This window comes from Flavobacteriales bacterium (assembly GCA_016704485.1).
Lineage (GTDB): Bacteria > Bacteroidota > Bacteroidia > Flavobacteriales_F > PHOS-HE28 > PHOS-HE28.
In genome coordinates, this window is record JADJAA010000002.1 from 1,283,362 (window position 1) to 1,308,773 (window position 25,412).

Below are 25,412 nucleotides of genomic sequence, written 5' to 3' on the forward strand. Positions count from 1 at the left end.
TGACCTTAAGGAGTTGCCTGTATTGCTCCAATTCGCTGATGGTGAACAATGTACAAACACATTATTAAGTTGACCAGAAAGACATTCTCTCGAAAATGAACCGAACGGCACCGAGAAATTTGCAGGATCGACCCAACCGCTTACATTTGCACCCGCTTCGCTGAAAAGCTTAGTTAGTCGGTTCGGTAGTTCAGCTGGTTAGAATGCCGCCCTGTCACGGCGGAGGTCGCGGGTTCGAGTCCCGTCCGGACCGCAAAGACCCTCACGAAAGTGGGGGTTTTTTCGTTTCCGGATGGGACGAGAAGTTTATCCCACAGGAGGCCTTGGCCGACTTGAGGGAAGGCACGTCCGGACCGCAAAGACCCTCACGAAAGTGGGGTTTTTTTCGTTTCCGGATGGGACGAGAAGTTTATCCCACAGGAGGCCTTGGCCGACTTGAGGGAAGGCACGTCCGGACCGCAAAAGACCCTCACGAAAGTGGGGGTTTTTTCGTTTCTGGATGGGGCGAGAAGTTTATCCCACAGGAGGCCTTGGCCGACTTGAGGGAAGGCCCATCCGGACCGCAAAAAAGCCCCTTTTTTAGGGGCTTTTTTCGTTAACGTTGGTCATCTTCTACTCACTCAATAACCCCAACTTTATCCACCTCCTCCATCACTTTGCCCGTTTCTGTTAGCGCTACGATCATGCGCTGGTAGTGGCGGATGTCGTCGAAAGTGAGTTGGCGTTCACGACGATCCTTCAACCATTTCTGTGCAGGTTGGTAACCTCCGATATAAAAATTCCAAGCGACTTGCGGCACATCGGCAAAGTATTGCTGGTCGTTGATCCATACTTTGCCATGGTCTTTGCTGGTAGCCTCGTACCCAATGCTATTCTTGCTCATCTTTCGTGTGACGGTATTATCGCCAGCAGCGGGAAACTTAGTAATGAACTGCTCCACCATCGGGTCTTCCAACAAGTGCAGCTTACGCAGCTTGGCACCGAGTTGCACCAAAGCGCGAAATTTTTTCGCATCCTTCGGAAAGGGAATACGTGGAAAGTCACTTTTCAAGAACTCCTTGTACTTGGCACGGTAAGCCGGGCTGTGTAGCACGGTGTAGCAATAGTCCAGCACATCCAACGGCAGAAGTGCTTTGCCCGTACCGTGGGCGAAGAGTTCTTCAGGATTGAAAGTGTAGTTAAGGCCCATACCATTTGCCATTTGCTCAACCAACTTGATACCCAAGTTGGGCTGCACGCTATGGCTCAGTGCGCTCGTCTGTTGGTTTGTTTCAGGATAGATGTACAAGGGCGCAGCATAGGTAATGCCAGCGCCAGCCGATTTATTACCCGCATAACACTGATCTGTAATGTGTTTTGTCGTGAACAATGAGAATTCATAAGCACTGCTCTGTGGTCTAATCCAAGCAATACTTATGTTGGTGCCTCTGAAGAAGTGTGGCATAACCTTTTCTCGACTCCAATCAACCATTCCTGGATGGTAATACATCACTCGTTCGTCAAACGGACGATAACTCATCGGCCTTACGTAGGTCCCATGGTCAAGACCACGAATAGCCTTTCTTGCCTTAGGTAGTTTCCAGCCTCGCGAATCCCCGGCGAGATACTTCCCTGCTGAAGTAGAACCAAAGAACTTCAAACGAACTTCATCATCAGTCTGTGATTCATCAACAAACGAAGCGATTCGATCTACCAGATTACTTGCATCAAAGTCAGTTACAAATCCATCCCTAGCGGAAACGATGCCGGTTACATTGTTCGGGAATAGATCACCAAGGGCGATACCTTGGTCATACAAACGCTTTGCCGCGTAGTCCATTGGTACGAATAGGTATTGTGGACTAGAAGGAGTAATACATTCGAACTGGTTCGAATGTATGCTTTGCGTTCCGAGGAGGTTGTTCTTGTGTTCGCGGGTACCCCACAGACTTAGGTGCATCACTTTTGCTAATATCCCTTTCTTCCATGCCTTAGATCGAATGAAAAGATTGATGCTTACACCCTGTTGGATATCAAACACGTTCTCATCCCTACTGCCATCTGGAGACACTTCCTTCTTTTTGCTGTTACCGTGTAAGTCGATCACATAGATCTTGTCGAAAGTTTTCAGCAAGTGCCAACGCATCCCACGGAACGTGGGATTGTCCAAATAGCCGTGGTTGTTGACGTAGGCCAGCACACCCTCGCCGGTCTTCTCAATGAAGTGTTCACCGAATCGGATGAACTTTACATAGTCATCCTGTAGCCAGTGCTTACGTTCACCGAAATGCTCCCCGTCGACGTACTTATAGTCCTCGATCAGTCCGCTGATCCAATCACCCTTGTTGGTGCTTATGCCGCTGTACGGTGGATTCCCCAGTACTACCATCACGGGCGTATCGCGCTTCACAGAATTGGCCTCCTTAGCCTCTTGGCTTAGCCAGTTAGTCCAGAGAGTGACGGTATCCCTGTGTGCTTCCTCAAGGCTGTTGGTCAGAAAGACTCGCAGACGTTGTTGATCATTGTTTGAAGGCTTCTGGTTAGGCGTACCGTGCGGCGTACCCATATCATAGCCAGTATCGCGCAGCACTAGGTCCAGCTTCAGGTGCGCCATGGCATAGCTCGCCATCAGCAACTCAAAGCCGTTGAGGCGCGGGATCAAGTGCTGTTCCACATATTGCGGCCACATGCCTTCCTGCCCTTCGAATTTTGCATGTACCTGACGGACCACTTCGGCGAGGAACGTTCCGGTGCCCGTGGCGGGGTCCAGAACCTGAACACGATGAACCACCTCTTCAACCTCGACCTCCTTCACTTTTGAGCGCATATCGGCTGTAGCCTTGGTAAACACCTTCCGCTTCAAGCGGACCGTACTGGCATCCGCCAACCCCGCTGCCAGCCCAAATTCCTCTTTAAGGATATCATCCACTGCACGCACGATGAAGCGCACCACGGCATCCGGTGTGTACCAGACGCCGCGGCTCTTCCGCAGTTTTGGGTCGTACTGTGCTAGGAAGTCTTCATAGAAATGCATGAAAGCATCTTCGCGGCCACTACCCTTGCCAAAGCTGGTGAGCAACTTGGCGATATCGGTGGCACGGAAGATGTCCGCCAATGCATCTACGATCCACACGATCCGGTCATCGAGATCCGGGCCACTAATGCTATTGAAAAGTTTACGCAGAAAGGGGTTGCTCCGCGGGATCAGTTTTGCAGCTTCTTCGCGGCTGAAGCTGTCCGGTGTTGCGTCATGCAAGCGTGCAGCGAACATTCCGTAGGCGATGGTCTGCGCATATAGGTCGGCGAAACTGCGCGGCGTGATATCATGGATGAGGATGACCTTGAAGGCTTCGAGTTGCTCCCGGAGATCTGTGTTCGCCTGACTTTGTTCATCACTTTCAACAGCGGAGGCGATCACATCGGCCAGCAAGCGTGCTTTGCCCGCCATCATGCTCGCCAGTTTCTTCGGACTGGTTATGGTCTGGCCCTGCCATGCCGCGAAGTCGGCAATGAGGGCGTTGAACTTGTCGAACTCTTCAGGAAGCGGTTTTACTTTACCGCTGGCCACATCACCGATGCGAATGCTCGCAGTGGGTTCGCCATTGCGATAGAAACGGAACTCGAGGTAGTTTGTGATCACCAGATTGTCCAGCGAGCCGTTGTATCGTTTGAATTGCTCCTTGTAGTTCTTACTGTCCAGATCCGCTCCGATATCCTTGGCCTCGATGTAGCCCACGGGGATCTGTTTGCGGGTCAGGATGTAGTCAGGTGCTCCACATGCTACCCTGGCGGGTTCGTTCGTTACCAAAATTCCTGGGCACAAGGCTGTCAGCAGCTGTTGTAAGTCTCCTCTGTAGGCGTGCTCCCGAGCGATTCCGGTGCGGTACTGTGTATTGAGCGCGGAGATGTATTCTGCGGTCGTCATGAACCTATAAATGTTGGATCGTTGTTGAGCGTGCCAATAAGCAAAGCGCAGAGGTGAAACTATTACATGCTGAACTGACTAAAAAGAAACTCACGAGCAAGCGTGCGATTCTTCATCGAGAAGCCTGATGAATGCAATACTAGGAAAATATAGAAGCGCTCAAGAAAGACAACATTCTTCGTTAGAACAAAGTTCACACTGCGCAGATGCGGAAGTCCCCCAAGAACTACTAGGAAGCGATCACTCCTTCAGCACTTTAACCTCCACAGGATCCTGCCCTACTTCTTGCACACGAACAACGTAGATGCCGGATGGAAGACCATCTAACGATACGGGTACCGTAAATCCGGTTGACGTTGCTGTGCGTGAGTAATTCAGCACCTGCTGGCCTTGAGCATTGATCACGCTGAGTTCGATGGTTCCTTCTGAGGTTCCTTGTATGGATACGATCGTTTCGCCCTGCGTAGGATTCGGGAATACGGTGATGGATGCATCGGATCCGTTCGGGTTATGGACGGGTACGATATCACTGTAGGTGAACGTGCCATCGAAGTCTACTTGTTTCAACCGGTAATAGCTCGTGCCGGAATACGGGTGCATGTCGAAAAATTCATAGTTCAACGCTACCTGGCTATTCCCTGCACCGAAGACGGATCCAGCTAGTTCGAAGGTGAACGCATCCGCACTGCGCTCCACGTCGAAGCGATCGTTGTTCATTTCAGATGCCGTGGTCCATTCCGTACGCACCGCATCCTCGACGTATTGAGCATGAAAGCTTACCAGTTCAACCGGCAGCGGATTCCCGAAGCCTGTTGATGCCAACGTGAAAAGTGAAGGTGTAGCAAATAGACTCACTGCACCAGCCGAAGAGATCGTACCGGCAGTTGTGTTGCCCGTGGTGCTTCCATTTCCATGGTTCTTCCACAAAGCCCCGTTCCAACGCGCTACAGCGAGTTCAGAAAGGTCCGTTACCCCACAACTACGTGGTGTATCCCAAGAGAGCGTGACAACCGGATTGGATGCACCGGCTGTGCGGTCGAGTATCCAATACTCACACAAACTCAAGTGGTTCAACGATGGATCCCTTAGCAAGTGGCTGTATGTGGGATGTGACGACTGCGGCTCATACTTCGCGGTAAAATGATGGCTAGTTCCCGCCAGAGCAGAAATTGAGATCGGCGCATAGCGCGTTCCATCACCCACCGGGAAGGAAAATGCATCGTCACCGACCTTACGTAGGTAGCCGATCACATGGCTGTTGTTATCCGGCGGGTTGCTCATGGTGACGTTGTCTGCAATTACCAATAATCCCGGCCCGGCCGAGGTTGCTGCCGCCGTTCGCAGCGCGCCACTGACAAAGGCCAGATCCAACGCCACATTGACATTACCACCCACTAACACGACCTCTGCACCCGAAGTTGTAGCAACATCCAACAAATTCACCGTAGGAGGATACGCGATCTCGTTCCGGAAGTATTGTGGTACGCTGCCTAGAAAGCGCGTTCGTCCTGCTCCAGCGCTGAAAAGGATCGTAGATGTGGAACCCAGTGTGGATACATCCTTGTAGAAATTGTTACCGGAGATATTTCCAAGATTGAAACCAGCAGTTCCATTGTGCTGGAAGTGTGCATCGCCATTGTATGTATCGGCAACGTAGTTGCTCAACAGAACAGTTCCACCTTGACCAACGAATTCCATGTTGGCATTGTAGGTATTGCCACCATAGCTGGGGTTATAAACAGGCCCGTTCTTTACGAACCGGACATAGCTATTGAATACGGAACCGTCCAGGTAAACATCCGGTGAAGTTGCATCAAGTGGTCCATTGAACGTAGTACCCGTTTGGAATCGTAGTACAGCACTTCCCGTCAATACCAGTGTATGTGAATTAGGGCCTACCTGTGTGAAATTCCTCAAGGCAAGAGACCCGTTGGTGAACCCGGTCGGATCGATGGAAAGTGTACGTCCGGTTGCCAGTGTAGCAGTTCCATTTGCTTGTCCGAAAATGATACCGCCAGTGCTTGTGCTACCCAACGCCAGATCGCCGTTGAATAATTCCGTGCCGGAATATCCCAGGTAAAAAATTCCGGTACCTGCATTCGTAAGCCGCGTTGCGCCGTTGAACATGTTGGTTCCCACACCACTATCATTCGATGGACCGATCTTTCTGCAGTAGGCGTCACCATTGAACCGAGCTCCGGTAAAGCGCAGACCCGGCGAAACGGATGTCATATTTCCGTTGAAGATGGCTCCTCCGCCAAAAACAAGAATAGCTCCTCCGGTCAAGGTCAAGCTCTGGGGTGTAGCTCCTAACTGGGTGAATTTTTCAATTGAAAGCAATCCATTTACGAACCCCAGTGGCCCTACTGAAATAGTACGTCCAGCGGCCAGTACCGCACTACCTGTATTCAGGCCCATGCGTAATTGTCCGGTGGACGAATTACTTACGAGCAGATCGGCATTGTAGGTATCGTTCACTTGATAGTACAGGTTCAAATACCCACCACCGGTCATACGGATATCCGTTAGCCCATTGAATGTATTGCCGCCTCTACTGGAATCGTTCGAAGGACCGGTCTTGGTGGCTTGTACTGTGCCATTGAACGTTGTGCCATTGAACAGTAGCCCACCGGAACTGGAGACCACGTTGCCATTGAATACCGAAGCGATCCCATAGGTCAACGTTGCATTTGCGCCCAGGTTTATCGCTTGCGGTGTCGGCCCCAACTGAATGAATCGATCCAATGAAAGCGCACCCGCGCTGAACCCGGTGACACCAACGGCGACGGTCCGTCCATCTGCCAGGAACCCGAACCCTGTATTCAATCCGAAACGGAACTGGCCCGTAGACGTATTGTTCAGTCGAATATCCGCGTTGAACTGATCATCCGCGGTGTAATGCATGTTGATGAAACCCGCTCCGGTCTGTGTGATCACTGTTAGACCATTGAACGTATTTCCACCCGGACTGGAGTCATTGGAGATGCCGGTTTTGGTGGCTGTTAACCTGCCATTAAAGGTGGTACCGGCAAAGAATAGTGAGCCGGAAGTTGAAGTCACATCTCCATTAAAGGTTGTTCCTGCACCATATGTCAGCGTTGCCACATTTCCCAAAGAAAGTGTTTGGGGTGTGGGACCGATCTGTGTCAGTTCCTCAATGGAAAGTAGACCCTGCGTGAATCCCGAAGGACCAACAGCGATCGTGTAGCCTGCGGCCAATATTGCAGTTCCCGTAGAGAGACCCAACCGGAACTGACCAACCGATGTATTGCTTAAACGCAGATCAGCATTGTAGATATCATTCGCAGTAGAATAGAGGTTCATGGATCCAGTTGCGGTCATGGTTATGTCCGTGTGTCCATTGAAAATATTACCACCTCGGCTGGTGTCATTCCCTGGACCGTTCTTGGTGGATCTCACGGTACCGTTGAACGTTGTACCATGATAGAACAATGACCCGGAAGAGGAGATCACATTACCGTTGAACACACTTCCGGTCCCGAACGCCAACGCGGCACCATTGCCCAACACCAGGTTCTGCGGTGTAGGTCCGATCTGAGTAAATCGACCAATGTTCAGCATTCCATTAGTGAACCCACCGGCTCCAACTTCGATCACTCTACCAGCCGCTAGCACCGCATTACCGGTGAACTGTCCCATTAGGATCTGACCGGTGGACGTGTTATTGAAAAGCAGGTCGTCGTTGAACGCATCATCCGAATAGTGATACAAGTACATGATCCCCGCTGACGCAAGCGTGATCTCGGTGGGTCCATTGTATGTATTTCCACCGTTACTTGCATCGCTACCGAACCCGGTTTTTACGGCAGTAAATGAATCATTGAACGTGGTGCCGTTCAGGTAGAGCCTTCCGGAAGTACTGGACACCGTTCCATTGAATGTATTTCCCACACCGAAGGTCAGCGATGCACTGCTACCAAGCACGAAATTCTGCGCTGTTGATCCTATTTGAGTTAATCGCCCGATGCTCAAGGCCCCACTCGCGAACCCTGAAGCACCAACTGAAATTATCCGGGTCGCTGCCAAGGTGGCGGTGCCCGTTAATTGGCCGGTCAGGATCTGCCCACTGGACGTATTGCTCAACAGGACATCATTGTTGAACAAGTCGTCAAAGTTTTGATACAGTATTATGGCTCCGTTGGACGCATTCGTGATATCAACGATGTTGTTGAAGACATTCCCTCCGTTGCTCTCATCACTGCCCGGGCCGGTCTTGATCGCAGTGAGCTTACCGTTGAATGTAGCGCCATTGAAGTAAAGCCTACCGGTGGTTGCTGTTACATTTCCGTTAAGAACAGTACCCGCGTTAAAGGTCAGAGTTGCATTGGTGCCAAGCATAAGATCCTGAGCTGTACCGCCTACTTGAGTCAATTTTCCAATGGTGAGAAACCCTGCCACGAAACCAGACGCTCCTGCTGCAATGGTATAACCTGCGGCCAGCGTTGCGGTTCCGCTGAACTGCCCGAGGAGGATCTGTCCCGTGGATGTACTTCCGAAACGGATGTTACCGTTGAAGCTATCGTTAGCGTAATGGTATAAATAGATCGTACCAGTTGATGTATTGGTGAGATCGAGCGTACCGTTGAACGTATTTCCTCCAGTGCAAACATCGTTCAACGAACCTGTCTTGGTGAGGCTGACATCCGCATTGAACGTTGACCCATTGAGACCGATCGACGGTGAAACGACCGTAAGCGGTCCGTTGAACGTTGTGCCAGAACCAAAATAAATACCGGCCGATCCGGTGAACGCTATATTCTGTGGAGTTGCTCCCACCTGCGTTAGTCCGTTGATGTATAATTGTCCGGATGTGAATCCTGATGCACCTACATTGATGGTATTGCCTGTGGCCAATGTGCTGGTTCCACCGCTCAACCCGAAACGAATACTACCTGTACCGGTATTGTTCACGAGTAAGGGTCCGTTGAAAACATCGATACCGGTGTAATGCGGACAGAAGAGAGCACTGCTCGAATTGAGAAATTCCATTGAACCGTTGAACACATTTCCCCCAGTGCTGTAATCGTTGCTGCTACCGGTCTTGGTGAATTTTGCACTACCGGAAAAAGTTGCTCCGTTGAGAAAGACCGTTGGTGCGGTGACGTCCACATTGCCTAGGAACAGTGTACCTGGGTTGTAGAAGAAGCTGGACGTACCCGTCATTACGAGTGTGATGTTCGATGGCCCTAACTGCGTGAAACGTCCTAGACCAAGAGCGCCTGCACTAAAGCCACCAGCACCGATCATTATCGTGTAACCCGATGCTTGATCCCATGATCCTCCGCTATAGCCGAAACGGAATCCACCGGATCCCGAACTATTGAATTTCACATCACCGTTGAACGTATCGACACCGGTATTATTAAGAGCGAGGAATCCAATGCCGGAATTCGAGAACTCCGTGGTTCCATTGAACACGCAACCACCGGAGCTGTATTCATTCGTATTTCCGGTCTTAATGAACGTTGCATTCGCATTGAACGTGGTGTTCTGAATATAGAGACCTGGCGCACTTCCGGTAAGTGCTCCATTGAATACGGATCCATCCCTTACGTGCAGCGTTGATGTCCCAGTTGTAATAATGCTCTGTGGTGTGGCACCAAGCTGGATCAATCTACCGATCACCAACGAACCAATACTAAAACCGCCGCCACCGATACTTAATGTCATTCCGGAAGCCAAAGTCCCGGATCCCGTGTTCTGTCCGAGCCAGATACCACCGCTTGTTCCCGAGCTATTGAGCACCACATTGCCGTTGTATACGTCATTCAACGTATAGTACATGTATTGCCGGCCTGCCGTATTGGTCAAGGTCAACGAGTCATTGAACGTATTGCCACCAATGCTGTAGTTGTTCCCGGTATTGGTCTTCGTAAGGGTAACAGGACCATTGAAGACGGAACCGTTGAAATAGACAATATCCGTTGTACCATTGATCGCACATGAAAACGTTGTTCCCGCGAATGTGATCGCGCCCGCAGCTACGTTAGGAGCAAGAGTTCCATTGTTCACGGCTCCTCCGATGAAGTTGCTCGTACCCGTAACGTTAAGGGTGAATGCATTCAAATTGAGCGTTCCCGAAGTGATAGTAAGGCTGTTCACGGACCGGTTCGCATCCAATAAAGGCTGATTCAGCGCGGTCAGCAGTACTACGGCAGTATCAGCTCCATTGGGGAATCCCGTAGCGGGGAGCCAGTTAAAATTATTGTTCCATGCTGTGCTGATCGCTCCCGTCCATGTATACGTGGTCTGAGCTGTAGTGCTAAGTGTGATGAATACGAGTACTGAACCCAGCGTGCGCAAGGTCAATGGAAGCTTCCTCAACTGTCCCACGGATCGATTCACAGTTATAGCGGTCACAGCGCGGCAATGGAAGAACCTTTCAACTAAAGTCAAATGACTGGAACGCATGGTATCGGTGGCTTACTTTCCGTCGACCAACGACTCATTGTCGTCGACGGATACACATTTATACCACATAGAGCCTCACAGAGTTACATGAACTCAATGGTGGCCGGCTCCACCGGGAGGACGTTCCGTAAGGACTTCAATGTGCGAGCGATCCGCAGTATGCAATAAAACCAGCATGAGGGTGTTATTGTTGAGATTGATCGCGATCAATTAAAAGCAGCCCGATCCGCCGGTGATCATATCGTATTATGGGGTAGTACAATTCAACTGGATCCATGTGGTTTGTGTGCCACCGGTCGGGAGCGTACCACGAATGCCTACGATCATGGGCAATTGAATAGCGTTCAGATGCTGGATTGTTCCACTGGGAACTGTTGTCCAACTGTTCTGGGCATTGCATGCGCAACCAGCAGAAGACCAGAAATGGTAAGAATGTGCTTTTCCATGAAGCGTTTGTTCTTCATATGGTTAACTGAAGTTGGAACCGTTCGACGTTGAGTGCTGGAACATAGAGGCCAGATCATATTGACAGGAACTTAGAAAGAGAACCATAAGGCTGATCGCAGCCACCAAGAGGATCAGTTCCGCAATGCGGGAAAGCTTGTTCATGGTGTTCTGTTGCGACATTTCCCAGGTATTTCAGGTCCAAAATTCATTTTTCAGCTCGGCGGGTACAAGGAATACCGATCCAGCGGTCGAACGTGCTATCGAGTGGTTTCCATGCAACATTCCAAACGAACAACACGATCACCCTAACTTTCACCGATCGAAAGCAGGGCTGAATCATGCATTGCAGAACAACAAGGAGATGGCTGCGCGTACTTGTGCTTGTTCTGCAATTCCCTTCCATAACGCTACAAGCACAGGATGCTGGATTGATCCCCGAAGTACGGTCCGATCTTGCCAATGCCACGGACGACACACTTCGTGCCGATGCATTGGCGCGACTTTGTTTCAATCTGATCCAGACTTTCCCGGACAGTGCGCGTTATTACGGTGAAGCAGCTCTTGCGTTGGCTGAACGCATCGGGCAACCACGTGCTCTTGCCGATGCGCACAACAACTTGGGCTGGCTGGAAACTTCGCAAGGAAACTTCAAGGAAGCAGAAGAACATTTCAAGATCGCACTCGATCTCTTCATCGTCATAGGAAATCCTGCCTACATCGCGGTAACACTCTCAAACATGGGTTGGTGTGCCGATAAACAGGGCAACCGCGTTGGGGCATTGACACAATTCCAGAACGCTTTAAAGCAAAGTGAGAATGCTCAGGACACGGCGATCATGGCCGTCAGCCTATATTCCATCGGCACAACGTACAGTAAAATGAAGGAGTACGATCGAGCCCGTGATCACATAGAACGGTCCATGCAAATGGAACGCATGCTTGGTCGAAAAAGCAAAGAAGCCAATTGTTTGTTGGCCATTGGCAACATATGGCGCTCTGAGAGCAACACTTCTAAAGCCCTTGAATTGTACGAGCAAGCGTCTTTGATGTATGCAGCTAACAACGATCAATACGGTGTTGGTATGGTGGAGGAGAATTCCGGCGATCTGTTCATCGATGATCGACCAGGCGCTGCTTTGACCCACTATACGAAGTCACTTCAAGTTTATGAAGCACTGCACAGTCCAGCGGACAAGGCCTACATCCTTCAACGGATCGGACTTGCTCAACAGGGAATGAAGCGCTACACTGATGCAGAACAGAGCTATGGAGAAGGCATGACGCTGGCAAAGTCCACAGGTAGCACAGAATTGGTAATGGAATTCGAACTAAGTCTTGCAGAGCTGGCTGTAGATCAAGGCAGGAGTGAAATTGCATTGGAACACTACCAGCGCCACATGGCCTTGAAGGACAGTTTGCAGAGCGATGCATCTCAACGCGAACTATTGCGCTTGCGCACCGTTTTCGAAACAGAAAAAGCCGAACAGGACAACGAACTACTGAAGACCGAGAACGAATTACGCCGCACCAATGAACGTCGGTTAAAGGCGCGGGCATTGGGTATTGCAGCGTTCGCCGTATTGCTAACGCTAGTGTTGGGCATGCTTTGGCGCACCTATCGTTTGCGCGAGAAACATACCAAAGAAGTTGAAGCGTTCAATACCGAACTCGCGAAACAGCGCGATGAAGTTGAACGGATAAATTCGCTCTTGGAGTTGAAAGTACTGCGCTCACAACTGAACCCGCACTTCATTTACAATTGCCAGAGCAGCGCCATTGCCATGATGAAGGCTGGGCAGACCGTAGAAGCCTTGGCATATCTGCAAGGTTTCGCACGCTTGTTACGTATGATGTTGGAGCACAGTGTTAGCGACTGTATCACCGTGGAAGAGGAAGCTGATTTCTTGCGGCAATACATCAAGTTGGAAGCACTACGCGTAACGGATCTGCACTATGAAGTGAATGTGGATCCAGTATTGATCAAGAACGAAGCCGACATCCCCGCGTTGCTCGTGCAACCCTTCGTAGAGAATGCGCTATGGCACGGTCTGGCTCAAAAGTCCGGCGTACGAGAACTTGTTATCGACTTCAAGCAAAGTGGAACGCAACTGCACTGCACGATAACGGACAACGGTATTGGAAGGAACGGGACCAAAGCGACTGGCGACGACCATCATTCGTTGGGCACCGAACTGATCAACGAACGCTTGCAATTGCTCACGCACCGGTTGGACCAACGCGGGTCGTATGTGATCGAGGACTTAACGAATGTTACGGGTGAGCCTTGTGGGACGCAGGTGACCCTTCAGTTGGAAATTGGTCCCGCGGAAAAGACCACTTCAACATTCACCACACACATATGATCAAGGCGCTTTTGGTCGATGATGAACCGCAATTGCGCACCTACCTGCGTTCGTTGTTGGAAGAAGCGTGTGCGGATATACAAGTGATCGGCGAAGCATCGAACATTGAAGAAGCCAAAAAGTTGATCGCACAACACGATCCGCAACTGGTCTTTCTGGATATTGAAATGGCAGGTGGAAGCGGATTCGATCTGTTGCGGGATCTGAAGCATTGGAACTTTGAAGTGATCTTCGCCACAGGCCATCAGGAGTTCGCAATTCAGGCCATTCGCTTCAGTGCGTTGGACTATTTGCCCAAGCCAGTGCAGCCGGAGGAACTCGCAGCAGCCCTGGAGCGCTATCACGCGCGCCATCGCGATGCTACAGTGCGTACACAAGTCCAAGAGCAGTTCATTGTCAACATTGCTCAACCGGACGTTAAGCAATTCAAACTAACGCTAAGCCAAGGTGATCGCACCTTCTTTGCTGAACCAGCGGAAGTACTGCGCTGCATAGCAGATCGCAACTACACGAACGTGATCCTGAAGAATGAAAAGCGCTTCCTGCAAGCTCGCACGTTGAGCGATTTTGAAGCGATGCTTGTTCCACACGGGTTCCTTCGACTTAACCGTTCGGACCTAGTGAACCGATCGGTGATCGATCATGTGGATGGGCACGATGCAGTGTTGAAGAATGGGGAACGTGTTGAAGTTTCTCGGCGTCGTTTGGCTGAAGTGAAGCAGGTTTTGGCTGGCTGATCGGACCGCTAGATAAGCGGTTCGACCGCTGGATCAGATCCACTTTGAACGGAAGGTTCGTCAGTGCATCTTCGGACCGATAATCCAATTTCCTATGCGAAACACATACACGATCACCACTACTCTTCTCGCCCTCATCTGTATACTATCACTTCTTGGTGGCTGCAAGAAGGACGACAACACACCAACTCCGATCAGCAATGGGAACGGGAATGGCACTCCAATTTCCGCCAATGGGTTGGTGACGAGTTGGAACCCGGTGAAACCCTATCCCGACCAAGTGATCACGCTACACGGCGGTCCGTTCAATACGGACCCGGCTCAAAATATCGTTGACGCATGGGGTGGGATCTTCACTATCATAAGCGTGAATGACTCCGTGCTCGTTGTACAGCCACCGTCCAATATGGAAGAGGACTACATTACGCCGGGTGGCTTCACGAGCCTGATCATCCAAAGTGGGAATTCCATTGATACCATCCCCTACATCCATTGGAAGCGCATGGTACATGTCTACCACATGGTGGACAACATCAGCGAAAATGTGTTCGGGCAACCATGCCGCGTTGGAGATTCCATACTGTTCGCGGGATCTGGCTTTACCACCAACGGCTTGGGGGTCGTGGTAGCCGGCAGCACCGTTCAAACACCATCCGCTGTTGACAGTGGCTATCATTGCGAGGCATCCTTACGCCTACCTCCGGATGTATTCGGGTATAACGAAGATGAATCCATCATAGAGAACCACGACATCACGATCGTGAACAGTGACGGCCGCACGGGCACCTTGACCTTACCGATCGGCATTTCGCCAAGGGCCCGCGTAACAAGTTTCGACACACCGGTTTGTTGTTATAGTATCGCTGATATGGAACAAAACGGAACAGTGATCAACATCGAACTGCGTGGTCACAATTTGAAACAATGCAACTCCGCACAGGTGTTGGGTCCCGTTACTGTACCGTTGCCACTACCAGCAACCTACAGCGACCATGTGAGCTGGGTACTAACTCCGCTCAACATTACACCGGGCAATTACACCATGACGATCAAAACCTGCACCGGCGGGCCACTTTCCACGGAGTATTTCACCGTTAACCCTTGATCGAAATGAGATGCTTGCTTCCATTAGCATTATTGGCCACGTTGCACACAACGGCACAATGGAGTACCGATCCTGCCAACCCCATGGTGGTAAGCACCATGGCCAATGCACCGCAACACTTAACCGCCATCGCCGATGCGGACAGTGGCTACTTCGCGTTCTGGAGTGACCTGCGCAACGATCCGTCAAAGGGCGATCTCTATGGTCAGCATTTCGATAGTGACGGCAATGCGTTGTGGACCGCAGATGGCGAAATGTTGTTGACCAACCCGATCAAAAGCATCAATCAGTTAGCGCCATTGTTGATGCCCGACGGATCAGTGATCGTATCGTACCTGACCGGTAGCGGCACAGTGGGTGCCGACTCCGTGCGCGCCATGCGTTTCGATGCGAATGCGAATGCACTTTGGGCCGAGCCTTCAGTACTGCTCACCGGTCTCGACTACCGGAGTTTAAAGGTGGTAGAGAGTGAAAGTTGTGCCTATTTGGTGGCGTATTGTGAGGCCTGCGGCGGAGGCGGATATGGTTGCAAGATGCAGCGCGTGCGCATGGATGGCAGTGTGCAATTCCCTTTGATCGGGCAGACAACTGCTTCCAATTATTTCGGCCCGTTCACTATCCACCCCGATGGCGTTGGTGGCCTGCTCTTCAACATACGCTGCGCGAACGGGGCGGGAACCTGCTTGAAAACCCAGCGCTTCGATAGTCTCGGCTCAGCAGTGTGGCCGGCGTACATCGATCTGGCTGATGGTGATGGCCTGAGCTACGCATTTTCCACCGGGATGGACGATACCGGCGCACAAACAGCGGTGTGGGAAGTGAACGGCGACCTGCGCATGCACCGCATGGATACACTGGGTAATTCGTTGTGGTCGCCTGCTGTGCAAGTGGCTTGTGATCTGGCTGTGCATGTTCAACAGAAACCTGTAACCATTACAACCGACAATGAACTCTTCGTAGCCTGGGCTGACAACCGCCCACCGGCGGCAAGTCAAGATCTCTATATCCAGAGATTCGACCTGATGACCGGTTCGGAGCTGTGGGCTGCAGATGGCGTACCCGCGATCCAGATCAACTCTTATACGCCCGATCCAGGGTTGGTGCTTTCAGATAGTGGTTCGGTGATCGCCACTTTAGATGGTAACCTGGACGGCTACTCGGCAATGCGCGTCATGAACGATGGAACCCTTGCTTGGCCCGCGTCGGTGGTGTTCTGCCTTCCGTCTTTCAATCCAAACTTCGGCAACCGAATACACCTACCTGATAAGAATGGCGGCATGGTGGTGTTCTGGCAAGCATCCTCGGGCGGACTTTACGGCGCACGCGTTTATCGGAACGGAATTCTGTACAATGATGTGGGTATCGCGGAAGCAACTCCTTTAACCCGGATCACTGGATTTCCGAACCCGGCAGGTGATCGTATCTCCTTCAACCTACCAACTAATTCATATGTAATTAATATCGACCTGATGAATAATTTGGGAACTATCGTGCAACGCATATCATCCGTCAACGAGATCGATCTCCGTGGACTTGCCACGGGTACCTACGCGGCCCGCATCCGCACATCGAATGGCGTGTACACTTCACGCTTCATCAAATACTGATCGTTCCATGCACAGCTTGCTCTTCTCCGCATCGGTCCTCGCACTCATGCCCACCGGTTGCAAGAAGGACGATGATCCCGCACCCGAAGCAACAGGCCACGCAGCCCAGATATTCAGTGTGCCCTTACCGGGCATATTCACGTGGGTGGAAGATGCCACCACCATCAGCTATTTGCAGACGGACGACCTCGGTGGGCCCGTGTTCAAGGAACTAGGCTCAACATCATTTCGATGAGTGACCAATCGCAGCAGGAGAATTGCCGCATGGAGATCATTGGTCGGGACATTGGTAATGGTCCGGTCGTTCATGATGTGAACTTGCAGGGCACTGAGGAGTGGTGGGTACACATTCAACAAGGCGGCCATCTGGTCCTGAAGCAAGTGGGCCTTGGTCTCAGCAGTACCGAAATGCCCGACTTCGGCGGATACTGGTGTTGGATCCGCAACAATAAAGGCACGCTGAACGGCAACCCTGTGTACGCGATGGAGAGCTTCACCTACCCCCGCATGTTCTGGTCCCTGGAAAGGCACACTATTGGGCACCAACCTCGTCTAACTCACTACACACGCGGACCCCGCGAGTGCGCAGGGCATCATTTTCAGGTAAGCGACCATGCGACTAGTTAGCCTCCTCTGCGTTATGCTGCTCGGTGTTTCATGTTCCGCGCAAACCCTGGATCTGCGCAATGCACTTCCACAATGGGGCACATACACCACTGATCACCACTACCTGCCCGACTGGCAAGGCGAACACCTCCCCACATCCGGTGATCATTGGATCTGGAAGTTGGATTCACTGAATTGGACTTTCGAAAGCGAACACTCGGACACGGTTTGGCAGCATAGCAAAACCATAGCTCCAAAAGATGGAGGTCCGTTCAGCATCTATCGGCAACGCGATCAACGCTACAGCTTCTACCACTTGAACGGTGATACACTACTCCAAGACAGTGCGTGGGCGCTCATCGAAGGAACCACGGAGATCTACGATCCACCCTCGCCGCTTTGCTGGCATGGGCAAGCGCTCGGGGATAGTCTACAGTGGTTGGACCTTACTGCGATCACGGCACGTACAACCAAATTCAAAGCAACGCTTACTCTGATCACGCCGTGGGGCGAACTGAACGATCTCATCGTTTTCGAGGATCGTTTCCTGGATTACATCACCTACCGTATCCACCGGCGAGATGATCCGGTGCGGGAAATTGGACGGTATGAGGTGCAGGATGGACTTTACCTCAATTGGCTTTCGGACTGGTAAGACATGTGTGGCTAACGGGTCGTGATGGGACAATGGTGATGTGCAATTATTCGAGCCGATAGTGTGCGAGACATTGCGATGAATTCTGCTCAGCGATTAGAAATGCTCAGATTCGAATGAGGGTATCTGTCCCAACGAAGACCACGTCATCCGGATAAGAGATCTTACCGCACATATAGAGATCAAGGTTCGAGTAACGCAACCACCAATTCTGCAACGAAGAGCTGAGAAATGGTTTTGCCAGTTGGCGTCGATACAGGTGAACCAATTGTACAGATGCCGAAGTTGATGGATCTCACCTTACTCCCACCTTCAGCACTTGTTACCCATGCCATGTATAAAGGAATGAGAGGTAGGTCCCTAGCGCTAGGCCATAGGTAGTCCGATCGACCCTCTGCTGGCCTTTGGATCTCATTCATTCGCTAATGAGCTCAAGATCCTAGCCATCCACAGCATGCAACAAAACCAGCATGAAGGTGTTAGTGTTGAGATCGATCGCAATCAATGAAGTACCGGAAACCACAGTCCGTAATTCAATGGTTCGACAAATCGATCAGATCCGTATTCATGTAAATTTGGGCCTATAACAGCCAAGTCGATCCGACCATGAAGCACAAGATCGGAACCAAGGAAAAACCCATGCCTTTGAAGACTCCTCCGGGGTCTTCGGCCTATACCATGCATGTCGAAGAAAAAGAGGGGACTGAGATCCTTGTCTGCACGGTAGGCAAAACCGTACTGCATTATGATATCCGTTGCATCGACGACCTGCATGCCATGTTGAAGAAACACGGGGATTGGATGGACCTTGGTGGTGCGGATGAACAAAAACCTACGAAGGAGAACACCGTAGAGGATTGGGGGCGTTCGCCGAAGAATCCGATAAAAGGATGGTACGGCCTTAAGAAGGGCTACCGTGGTCGGTTCGGTGTCTACTTACCACCTTTGATGGAAGTGCTCGGGATAGCAGAACTCACGCACGACGCACGCAACAATAGGATGAAGGCGAAGTAGGTGTTGGTCGATATAAAGCGTACTGGATACTGCGGAATTGACCTGCTCTTAAGTTCCGCTCTGCAACACAAGCATCGGAGTTCGCGAATGCATGACCAATTTGGATGCAATACTCCTGCGGAACAAACGATCAAAGACCCCGCGTTCTCGATGCACCAACGCCAATAGGTCGGCATTGCTCCGAACGACCTCTTCATTGAGTTCATTCATGACATCAACACCACTGAGATGGACCGTGGTGTGTGGTACATCGTGCAATGCATCAATAATTCCATTGGCCTTAGCAGGATCATCAACCTTGGTTTTCTCGTTCACCACACGGGTTACGATCAACTCAGCGTTGGTATGCATAACGATCTGGATCAGAATATCCAACACCTTGGGGTCCACTTCGCCACCATCATCAGCGAGAACGATCCGCTTAAGACCCGTATAACGTGCTTCCTCTGGTATTGCTAGAACAGGCAACCCTGAATGTTTGATAACATCGGCGGTATTCGTACCCATCAGAACGGCTTTCATTCCAGTGGCGCCTTGGGTACCCATAACAACGAGTTCCGGAATATTCGCCCTACGACCATAATTCTGGACGACACGATCCAAACGTCCATGTTCACTTTCGTAATCGACCCTGAGGTCCTTGTTCGGAAGCACATTCAATAGTTTCAGTTGAAATGCGTCCAGTCCCTCTCTGGAGGCACGCGCTAAATGCTCAGTGATATCGACCATGGAACTATCGCCATATGCTGGCAGATCGTAACAATTCACCACAGTGTACAGGTGAACATTCTGAACAAAGAGGTCCATTGCGTAAAGCGCTGCGTTCAAGGAGTTATCGCTAAAGTCAGTAGGTATCAGTATGTGTTGCATTGATCGTATTTGTCTTATTCGTTCCAACTTGGACAGTGGAGGTTTGTTTTAGTGTAAAGGCATTTCCGGACCCATTTTCACGGTATGATCCCAGTGCTTCGGCACAGTTATCGAGGACGCTCTGGTAGAACCAGCATGGGCAACGAAGTGTGCAATGTCATTCGCTTCGCAGTGCTACCATGGAACAGCCTCTTCCAGAACCCCATCTGGCGGTGTACCACAGCAACCATTTGAATACGACCTTGCGTGGCGAGTTCATCTATGGTCTTTATCACATCATTCCCTTGCACGGTGAGAAACGAATGCTTCACACCGGTGAAAACATCTTCCAATTTTTTTCGGTCTGGCAGCAATTCCAGACCTGGCACGGTATAACGAACATGGGTGATGGCAATTTCTGCGTTACGGCGATCGACCAGTTCCAATAGAGGGTTCAGCGTAAAGCGATCAAGCTCCTTACCGTCATAGGCCAACATGATGCGTTCAACAGGTTCCGCCTTCCATTGTGCCGGCACGGTGATCACCGGAGCTGTGCAATCTGATACGACCGACCGCGCATTCTTACCCACCATTCCGTAATTACCTTCTCCTTGCGTGCCCATCACGACCATATCCACCCCTTTGCTTTCGTCCAGTTCATTGAGCAATCTCACCAACGAAACTCTCGAAACCTTACGGCCCAATTTCACATTCTTCGCGAATTTGCGGAGTATTCGTTCTACTCTGCGCGTTCGATTGATCGCTTCACGCTCGGGAATATCCCCTATGCTGGGTAGCAGCACATTATCATAAGAAGGCATGAGGTAGGTATGCACCAATATGAATTTATTGCCCTCGGTTCCGAAGAGGTCAAGAGCAAATTTTGCTGCGTTCAAAGCCGCATCGCTGAAGTCAGTAGGAAGAAGGATCGTTGCCATGTTCAATTGTCTTTAATGCCTATTGTCGGAGGCAGTAAAAAGGTAGCTACTTTAACACATTCGAGAACTGACGGAAGTCATTCGATCAGCCATTGCATGGCAAGATCAATTCAAGTGGCGGTCGGATCTCACATCCTTTACCATCAGCGGAACCTTGTCCCGAACCGCTCCACGACAGACCGTTCCAATGCCTCCCGATGGTCCGGGTGCGCAACAGCGATCAACGCTTCCGCACGCTGGCGCAAATTCTTCCCGTACAGATAAGCCACGCCGAATTCAGTGACCACGTAATGCATGTGGGCACGCGTGGTCACAACACCAGCACCCTCCTTCAAGAACGGCACTATCTTGCTAATACCTTTTTTTGTCACCGATCCCATTGCAATGATGGGTTTTCCTTCTTTCGAAAGTGCAGCACCACGCATGAAATCAAGCTGGCCACCAACACCAGAATACTGGTATGTACCAATGCTATCCGCACATACCTGACCGGTCATATCCATTTCGATCGCGCTGTTGATCGCAACCACTTTGGGGTTCTCACGGATCACTTTACCGTCATTCACATACTGTGCATCCAGAAATGCGAACTGCGGATTATCGTGAAGCAGATCGTATAAGCGTCTTGTACCGATCGCAAAGCTTGTGACCACCCTACCGGGATGTTTTTTCTTGAACCGGTTGTTGATCACGCCGCTTTCTACAAGTTCGATGATCCCGTTGGAGCACATCTCAGTATGTACGCCAAGATCCTTGTGCCCTTTCAGAGCGTTGAGAATTGCATCAGGAATAGCGCCGATCCCCATTTGCAAGGTCGATCCATTATCGATCAATTCCGCGCAATTCCTGGCGATCTCTTTTTCACAGTCGCCAATGCTACCGCTATAATCCACTTCCGGCAATGGGTCGTTCACTTCGACCAAGGCTGCAAAACGATCAACATGAATGTTCCCCTCACCGTGAGTCCTGGGCATGTTCGGATTCACCTGTGCGATCAACATTTTTGCATTGCGAGAGGCCGAACGCGCCACATCAACCGATACGCCCAACGAACAAAATCCATGACGATCCGGTGGGGAGACATTGAGAATGGCAACATCCAACGGAAGTACGCCCTGTTCAAAAAGGCGCGGGATCTCACTGAGAAAGACAGGTACGTAATCGCCATACGCACTGTTCACGATCGATCGGATATTATCTGAAACGAATAACGAATTGAAAAAGAAGCTCTCACCAACAACCGGAACATCCGCTCCAATATCACCCAGAGTACTGATACTCACCAATTCCACATTCTTCAATTCACCTGCGCGTTGGAACAATGCTCTAAGGAGGGTAACCGGTGTCGCAGCGCTACCGTGAATGAATACACGCTGACCCGAACGCACTAACCCAACCGCCTCACTGGCCGACATCCAAACACCACTTCGCTTCATGAAAAGTATCCAGCTGGATCAGTCTATCGTAATACCACCAAAGGTATTGGGTGAGCAACTCGGAAATCCTGTCGATCGTCAGGTTGAAAACGAACGGAACCAAGTAGACTTGCTGAACACCATCAATGTGCGTTCACGTTAAAGAACACTTGGGAAAAGGAACGCTCTTCGAAATCACAACGAAACAAACAACACAGACAATGACAAGCACTGCAACCTATCAGGATATATACACAAGCCTTGGATACCTATTTTATAGCGTTGCCATCAGTGACGGCGCGGTGCGCAAAGTGGAAGTGGATCGATTGAAGGAACTGATCGCTGAAAAGTGGCTCCCACTGGAAGGTAGTCGTGACATTTTCGGGACGGATGCCGGGCACTACATCAGTATCAGCTTCGACTTCGCGAATGACAGTGAATTAAGTCCCGACCAAGCATGGGAGCGTTTCGTGGACGACTATAAAGAGCACGGTACACGCTATGATGATACCATGAAGCGCTTGACCTTCGAAACTGCCGCGGCCATTGCAAGCGTCTTTTCCGGGAATAACAAGTCCGAATTAAGTCGGCTTTTTCAATTGGAGCGTTTGTTGAAGAAGTGAGCCATACGTTCTCACCGCTCCAACCTTGCTTGGATCATAGTGATCGAACACAAGATCTTCGATCGCTTCGTTCTACCTTTACCCAATGGCCTCGGAAAGTTCAGACCCAAGGATCCGTTTCGAAACAAAGGAGCAGAGCAATGAGCGCCGCCAGCGTGAATTCATGGCATTGACCCCGAATGAGCGCTTCATTTGGTTCTTGAACAGCTTTTACTCCAAGCTCCCGGACCCGAGCGGTCCAGATGCTGAACAAGTTGAGAAAGATGAGCGCAATTTTGTTATCCATAGGCGCAATGCGGCCATTTGACCAAGAGATACTTTTATTCCTACAAGCGACCTTCGCGCATCATGTACGCATGTTGATGGTCGACGGCGGCGCCGTGAATTTCCACGGGTATCAGCGTCATTCAGCAGACTTGGATTTTTGGATAGAGCCAACACCGGCGAATTTTGAACAGCTTTTCAAGGCTTTAGAGTCAATAGGTTTCGAAGTTGGTAAGATCCCGAACGATGTGTTGGCGCAGGAACGTAATATGTCGATCAAGATCTCGCCTATGATGGAGGTTGAATTGATCACTCGATCCAACCCGAGCTGCACATTCGAGGAAGCTTGGTCGCGCAGAATAGAGGCAACGATCCTAGGTCATCCGATCACGAAGTATTTGGTCATCGGAAGATCTGACTTGATCGAAAGCAAATTAAAAGCGGGCCGCGCGAAGGACTTGCATGATGTGCATGAGTTGAAGTTGCGCGCTGGGGAATTGTGAACCAGTAGGTCGTTCGAGGACAAACTGGGTCGGGAGATCACCTTTTACCCCACCCTCTCTTTCACCACATTCAGGAATGCTTCACCGAACTGGCTGGCCTTGTGATCGCCAACACCGTTGACCAATCGGAATTCGTACAGGTTGGTCGGTCTTTTCTCAGCCATATCGATCAATGAAGCATCGCTGAATACCACGTAAGCAGGTTTACCTATTGCCTTGGCCAGCGTACGTCGAAGATCTTTCAATGCGCTTAGTAGATCAGCGCTTGCGGGGCTTGGTTCTGCAACCACTTGCCGTGTACGCTTAGTGCGTTCCTGACGCTCTTTCACCGTATCCGGACTCACCAAACGCACTGGTCGCTCGCCTTTTAAGACTGCTTCACCTGGAGTTGTAATGATCAAGTGATGATGATCACGATAATCAACTTCGATAAGACCTAGGTGCATGAATTGCTGAATGAACTGTACCCAAGCAAAAGCGGTTATATCACTCCCTGCTCCGAACGTTTTGATCCTGTCCCATCCTTTCTCGGTTACTTCATGGCTGTGGGATCCTTTCAACACATCAACCAACACGGACATCGGTAATTTCTGTCCACTGCGCACCACCGCACTCAACGCCTTCTGCGCTAGTATGGTCCCATCAAAGTACTTCGGTGGATCCTGGCAGACGTCACAATTTCCACAAGCCTCTGCGCTGTCTTCACTGAAGTAACTGAGCAGGATCGTCCGTCGGCATACTTGGGCCTCGGCGAACTCCTTCATACGTTCCAGTTTAGCAACTACGACATCTTTGTAGCGCTGTTCCTCGATCTCGTTGGCAAAGTGCATCTGTGTCTGCACATCGGCATAACTGTAGAACAGGATCGTTTCAGCTGGCTTACCATCACGCCCGGCTCTCCCGATCTCCTGGTAATATCCCTCAACGGTACCGGGTAGGTTATAATGGATCACGAACCGTACATCACTCTTGTCGATTCCCATACCGAAAGCGATCGTTGCACAGATCACATGCGTTTTGCCTTGAATGAAATCATCTTGAACACGGCTCCGATCTTCTGCATCCATTTTCGCATGATAGAACTCGGCCTTCACCCCGATCTTCTGCAACTTCGCTGCGATCTTTTCAGTACTTGCTCTACTGTTACAATAGATGATCCCGCAATGCCCGACATGCCTTGCCATGATCCGCTCTATCGCCTTCCACCTATCCAGGCCTGGCAACACGGCGAGTGAAAGGTTGGGGCGATCAAAGCTGCTAACGAAGGTCTTCGGAGCTTTAAGGCCGAGGCAATGCCCAATGTCACCACGTACAGTTCTATCTGCAGTTGCTGTTAGCGCGATCACAGGAACTTCAGGGAACCGTTGTTTCAGTGCATGCAACTGCTTGTACTCTGGTCTAAAATGATGGCCCCATGTACTAATGCAATGGGCCTCATCGACCGCGAAAAGCTTAACATTCAATTCTTCCAGCCGTTCCAAGAAGCCTTGTTGGAAAAGACGTTCTGGTGAAACGTAGAGCAACTTCATTGCCCCGCTGCGCAATTCGCGGTTTATTTCCTGCTCCTCATTGTATGATAATGAGCTGTTCAAATATGCTGCCGCAATTCCATTTCCTTGAAGTGCCTGTACCTGATCCTTCATCAATGCGATCAAGGGTGATATCACCACGGTCAGCCCATCGAACGCCAAAGCTGGAAGTTGAAAACAAATGCTCTTTCCGCCTCCTGTCGGCATTAGAACAATGGCATCGTTCCCCTTGAGAACATGATCGATGACTTCCTTCTGCTGAGGCCGAAAGCTGCGATATCCGAAGTGACGTTCAAGAAGTTCACCAACGTTCAAGGTCGTAGTAGCTGGTTCTGATAGAAAGTTCGGCATACGATCAAAGCAAGCCGACAATGTAGGAACGATGCAATGGGGCAGCAAGAAAACAGCTCAGGAGTTTTGA

Annotated in this window: 18 protein-coding genes and 1 tRNA gene; 12 read left to right on the forward strand and 7 right to left on the reverse strand. The window is 50.6% G+C overall.

Features of this window, described 5'->3' with window-relative positions; all coding sequences use genetic code 11:
• The first annotated feature begins 179 nt into the window (after positions 1-179).
• A tRNA-Asp gene (locus IPF95_16655) sits at positions 180-253 on the forward strand.
• Between the two features lie 363 nt (positions 254-616).
• Here IPF95_16655 and IPF95_16660 read toward each other — a convergent pair.
• From IPF95_16660 to IPF95_16670, 3 genes are all read right to left on the reverse strand, one after another.
• Positions 617-3,904 carry an N-6 DNA methylase gene (locus tag IPF95_16660; protein ID MBK6476317.1) on the reverse strand — a complete coding sequence of 1,096 codons (3,288 nt, stop codon included), beginning with the start codon at positions 3,902-3,904 and terminating at the stop codon, positions 617-619.
• A gap of 240 nt (positions 3,905-4,144) precedes the next feature.
• The gene (locus tag IPF95_16665; protein MBK6476318.1) at positions 4,145-10,258 is read right to left on the reverse strand and encodes a T9SS type A sorting domain-containing protein; all 6,114 of its coding nucleotides are present in this window, start codon (positions 10,256-10,258) and stop codon (positions 4,145-4,147) included.
• A gap of 546 nt (positions 10,259-10,804) precedes the next feature.
• Positions 10,805-10,945: a hypothetical protein gene (locus tag IPF95_16670; protein ID MBK6476319.1), complete on the reverse strand. Its 141-nt coding sequence runs from the start codon at positions 10,943-10,945 to the stop codon at positions 10,805-10,807.
• A gap of 176 nt (positions 10,946-11,121) precedes the next feature.
• Between IPF95_16670 and IPF95_16675 the strand changes: the two genes are divergently transcribed.
• The 8 genes from IPF95_16675 to IPF95_16710 all read left to right on the forward strand — a co-directional run bounded on the left by IPF95_16675 (position 11,122) and on the right by IPF95_16710 (position 18,870).
• Positions 11,122-13,146 (forward strand): tetratricopeptide repeat protein, encoded by a 2,025-nt coding sequence (locus IPF95_16675; protein ID MBK6476320.1) that lies wholly within the window; start codon positions 11,122-11,124, stop codon positions 13,144-13,146.
• Positions 13,143-13,883, forward strand: coding sequence for a response regulator transcription factor (locus IPF95_16680; GenBank protein MBK6476321.1), 741 nt, complete (start codon positions 13,143-13,145; stop codon positions 13,881-13,883). Before IPF95_16675 ends, IPF95_16680 begins: the two co-directional genes overlap by 4 nt.
• A 94-nt stretch (positions 13,884-13,977) precedes the next feature.
• Entirely contained in the window at positions 13,978-14,988 is a 1,011-nt protein-coding gene (locus IPF95_16685) for a hypothetical protein (protein ID MBK6476322.1), read from the forward strand.
• 5 nt (positions 14,989-14,993) lie between these two features.
• On the forward strand, positions 14,994-16,595 hold the full coding sequence (locus IPF95_16690; protein ID MBK6476323.1) for a T9SS type A sorting domain-containing protein: 1,602 nt from the start codon (positions 14,994-14,996) through the stop codon (positions 16,593-16,595).
• Between the two features lie 7 nt (positions 16,596-16,602).
• Complete coding sequence (locus IPF95_16695; protein ID MBK6476324.1) at positions 16,603-16,830, forward strand: hypothetical protein; 228 nt, start codon at positions 16,603-16,605, stop codon at positions 16,828-16,830.
• Positions 16,827-17,222 carry a hypothetical protein gene (locus IPF95_16700; protein ID MBK6476325.1) on the forward strand — a complete coding sequence of 132 codons (396 nt, stop codon included), beginning with the start codon at positions 16,827-16,829 and terminating at the stop codon, positions 17,220-17,222. The genes IPF95_16695 and IPF95_16700 overlap by 4 nt, the downstream gene beginning before the upstream one ends.
• Positions 17,209-17,856: a hypothetical protein gene (locus IPF95_16705; protein MBK6476326.1), complete on the forward strand. Its 648-nt coding sequence runs from the start codon at positions 17,209-17,211 to the stop codon at positions 17,854-17,856. The genes IPF95_16700 and IPF95_16705 overlap by 14 nt, the downstream gene beginning before the upstream one ends.
• A gap of 606 nt (positions 17,857-18,462) precedes the next feature.
• On the forward strand, positions 18,463-18,870 hold the full coding sequence (locus IPF95_16710) for a hypothetical protein (GenBank protein MBK6476327.1): 408 nt from the start codon (positions 18,463-18,465) through the stop codon (positions 18,868-18,870).
• A gap of 48 nt (positions 18,871-18,918) precedes the next feature.
• Here IPF95_16710 and IPF95_16715 read toward each other — a convergent pair whose 3' ends face one another.
• The 3 genes from IPF95_16715 to IPF95_16725 form a co-directional block, all read right to left on the reverse strand.
• Positions 18,919-19,740 carry a universal stress protein gene (locus tag IPF95_16715; GenBank protein ID MBK6476328.1) on the reverse strand — a complete coding sequence of 274 codons (822 nt, stop codon included), beginning with the start codon at positions 19,738-19,740 and terminating at the stop codon, positions 18,919-18,921.
• 107 nt (positions 19,741-19,847) lie between these two features.
• Complete coding sequence (locus IPF95_16720; protein ID MBK6476329.1) at positions 19,848-20,657, reverse strand: universal stress protein; 810 nt, start codon at positions 20,655-20,657, stop codon at positions 19,848-19,850.
• A 143-nt stretch (positions 20,658-20,800) separates the two neighbouring features.
• A complete protein-coding gene (locus tag IPF95_16725; GenBank protein ID MBK6476330.1) occupies positions 20,801-22,093 on the reverse strand; it encodes an acetyl-CoA hydrolase/transferase family protein in 1,293 nt (430 codons plus the stop codon).
• Between the two features lie 200 nt (positions 22,094-22,293).
• On the opposite strand from IPF95_16725, the gene IPF95_16730 reads away from it, so the two are divergent.
• The 3 genes from IPF95_16730 (at position 22,294) to IPF95_16740 (ending at position 23,462) form a co-directional block, all read left to right on the forward strand.
• Complete coding sequence (locus IPF95_16730) at positions 22,294-22,695, forward strand: hypothetical protein (GenBank protein ID MBK6476331.1); 402 nt, start codon at positions 22,294-22,296, stop codon at positions 22,693-22,695.
• A gap of 85 nt (positions 22,696-22,780) precedes the next feature.
• Positions 22,781-23,002, forward strand: coding sequence for a hypothetical protein (locus IPF95_16735; GenBank protein MBK6476332.1), 222 nt, complete (start codon positions 22,781-22,783; stop codon positions 23,000-23,002).
• Entirely contained in the window at positions 22,989-23,462 is a 474-nt protein-coding gene (locus tag IPF95_16740) for a hypothetical protein (GenBank protein MBK6476333.1), read from the forward strand. The genes IPF95_16735 and IPF95_16740 overlap by 14 nt, the downstream gene beginning before the upstream one ends.
• Positions 23,463-23,506: 44 nt before the next feature.
• Here IPF95_16740 and recQ read toward each other — a convergent pair whose 3' ends face one another.
• Complete coding sequence (recQ, locus tag IPF95_16745) at positions 23,507-25,342, reverse strand: DNA helicase RecQ (GenBank protein ID MBK6476334.1); 1,836 nt, start codon at positions 25,340-25,342, stop codon at positions 23,507-23,509.
• Positions 25,343-25,412: the final 70 nt, after the last annotated feature.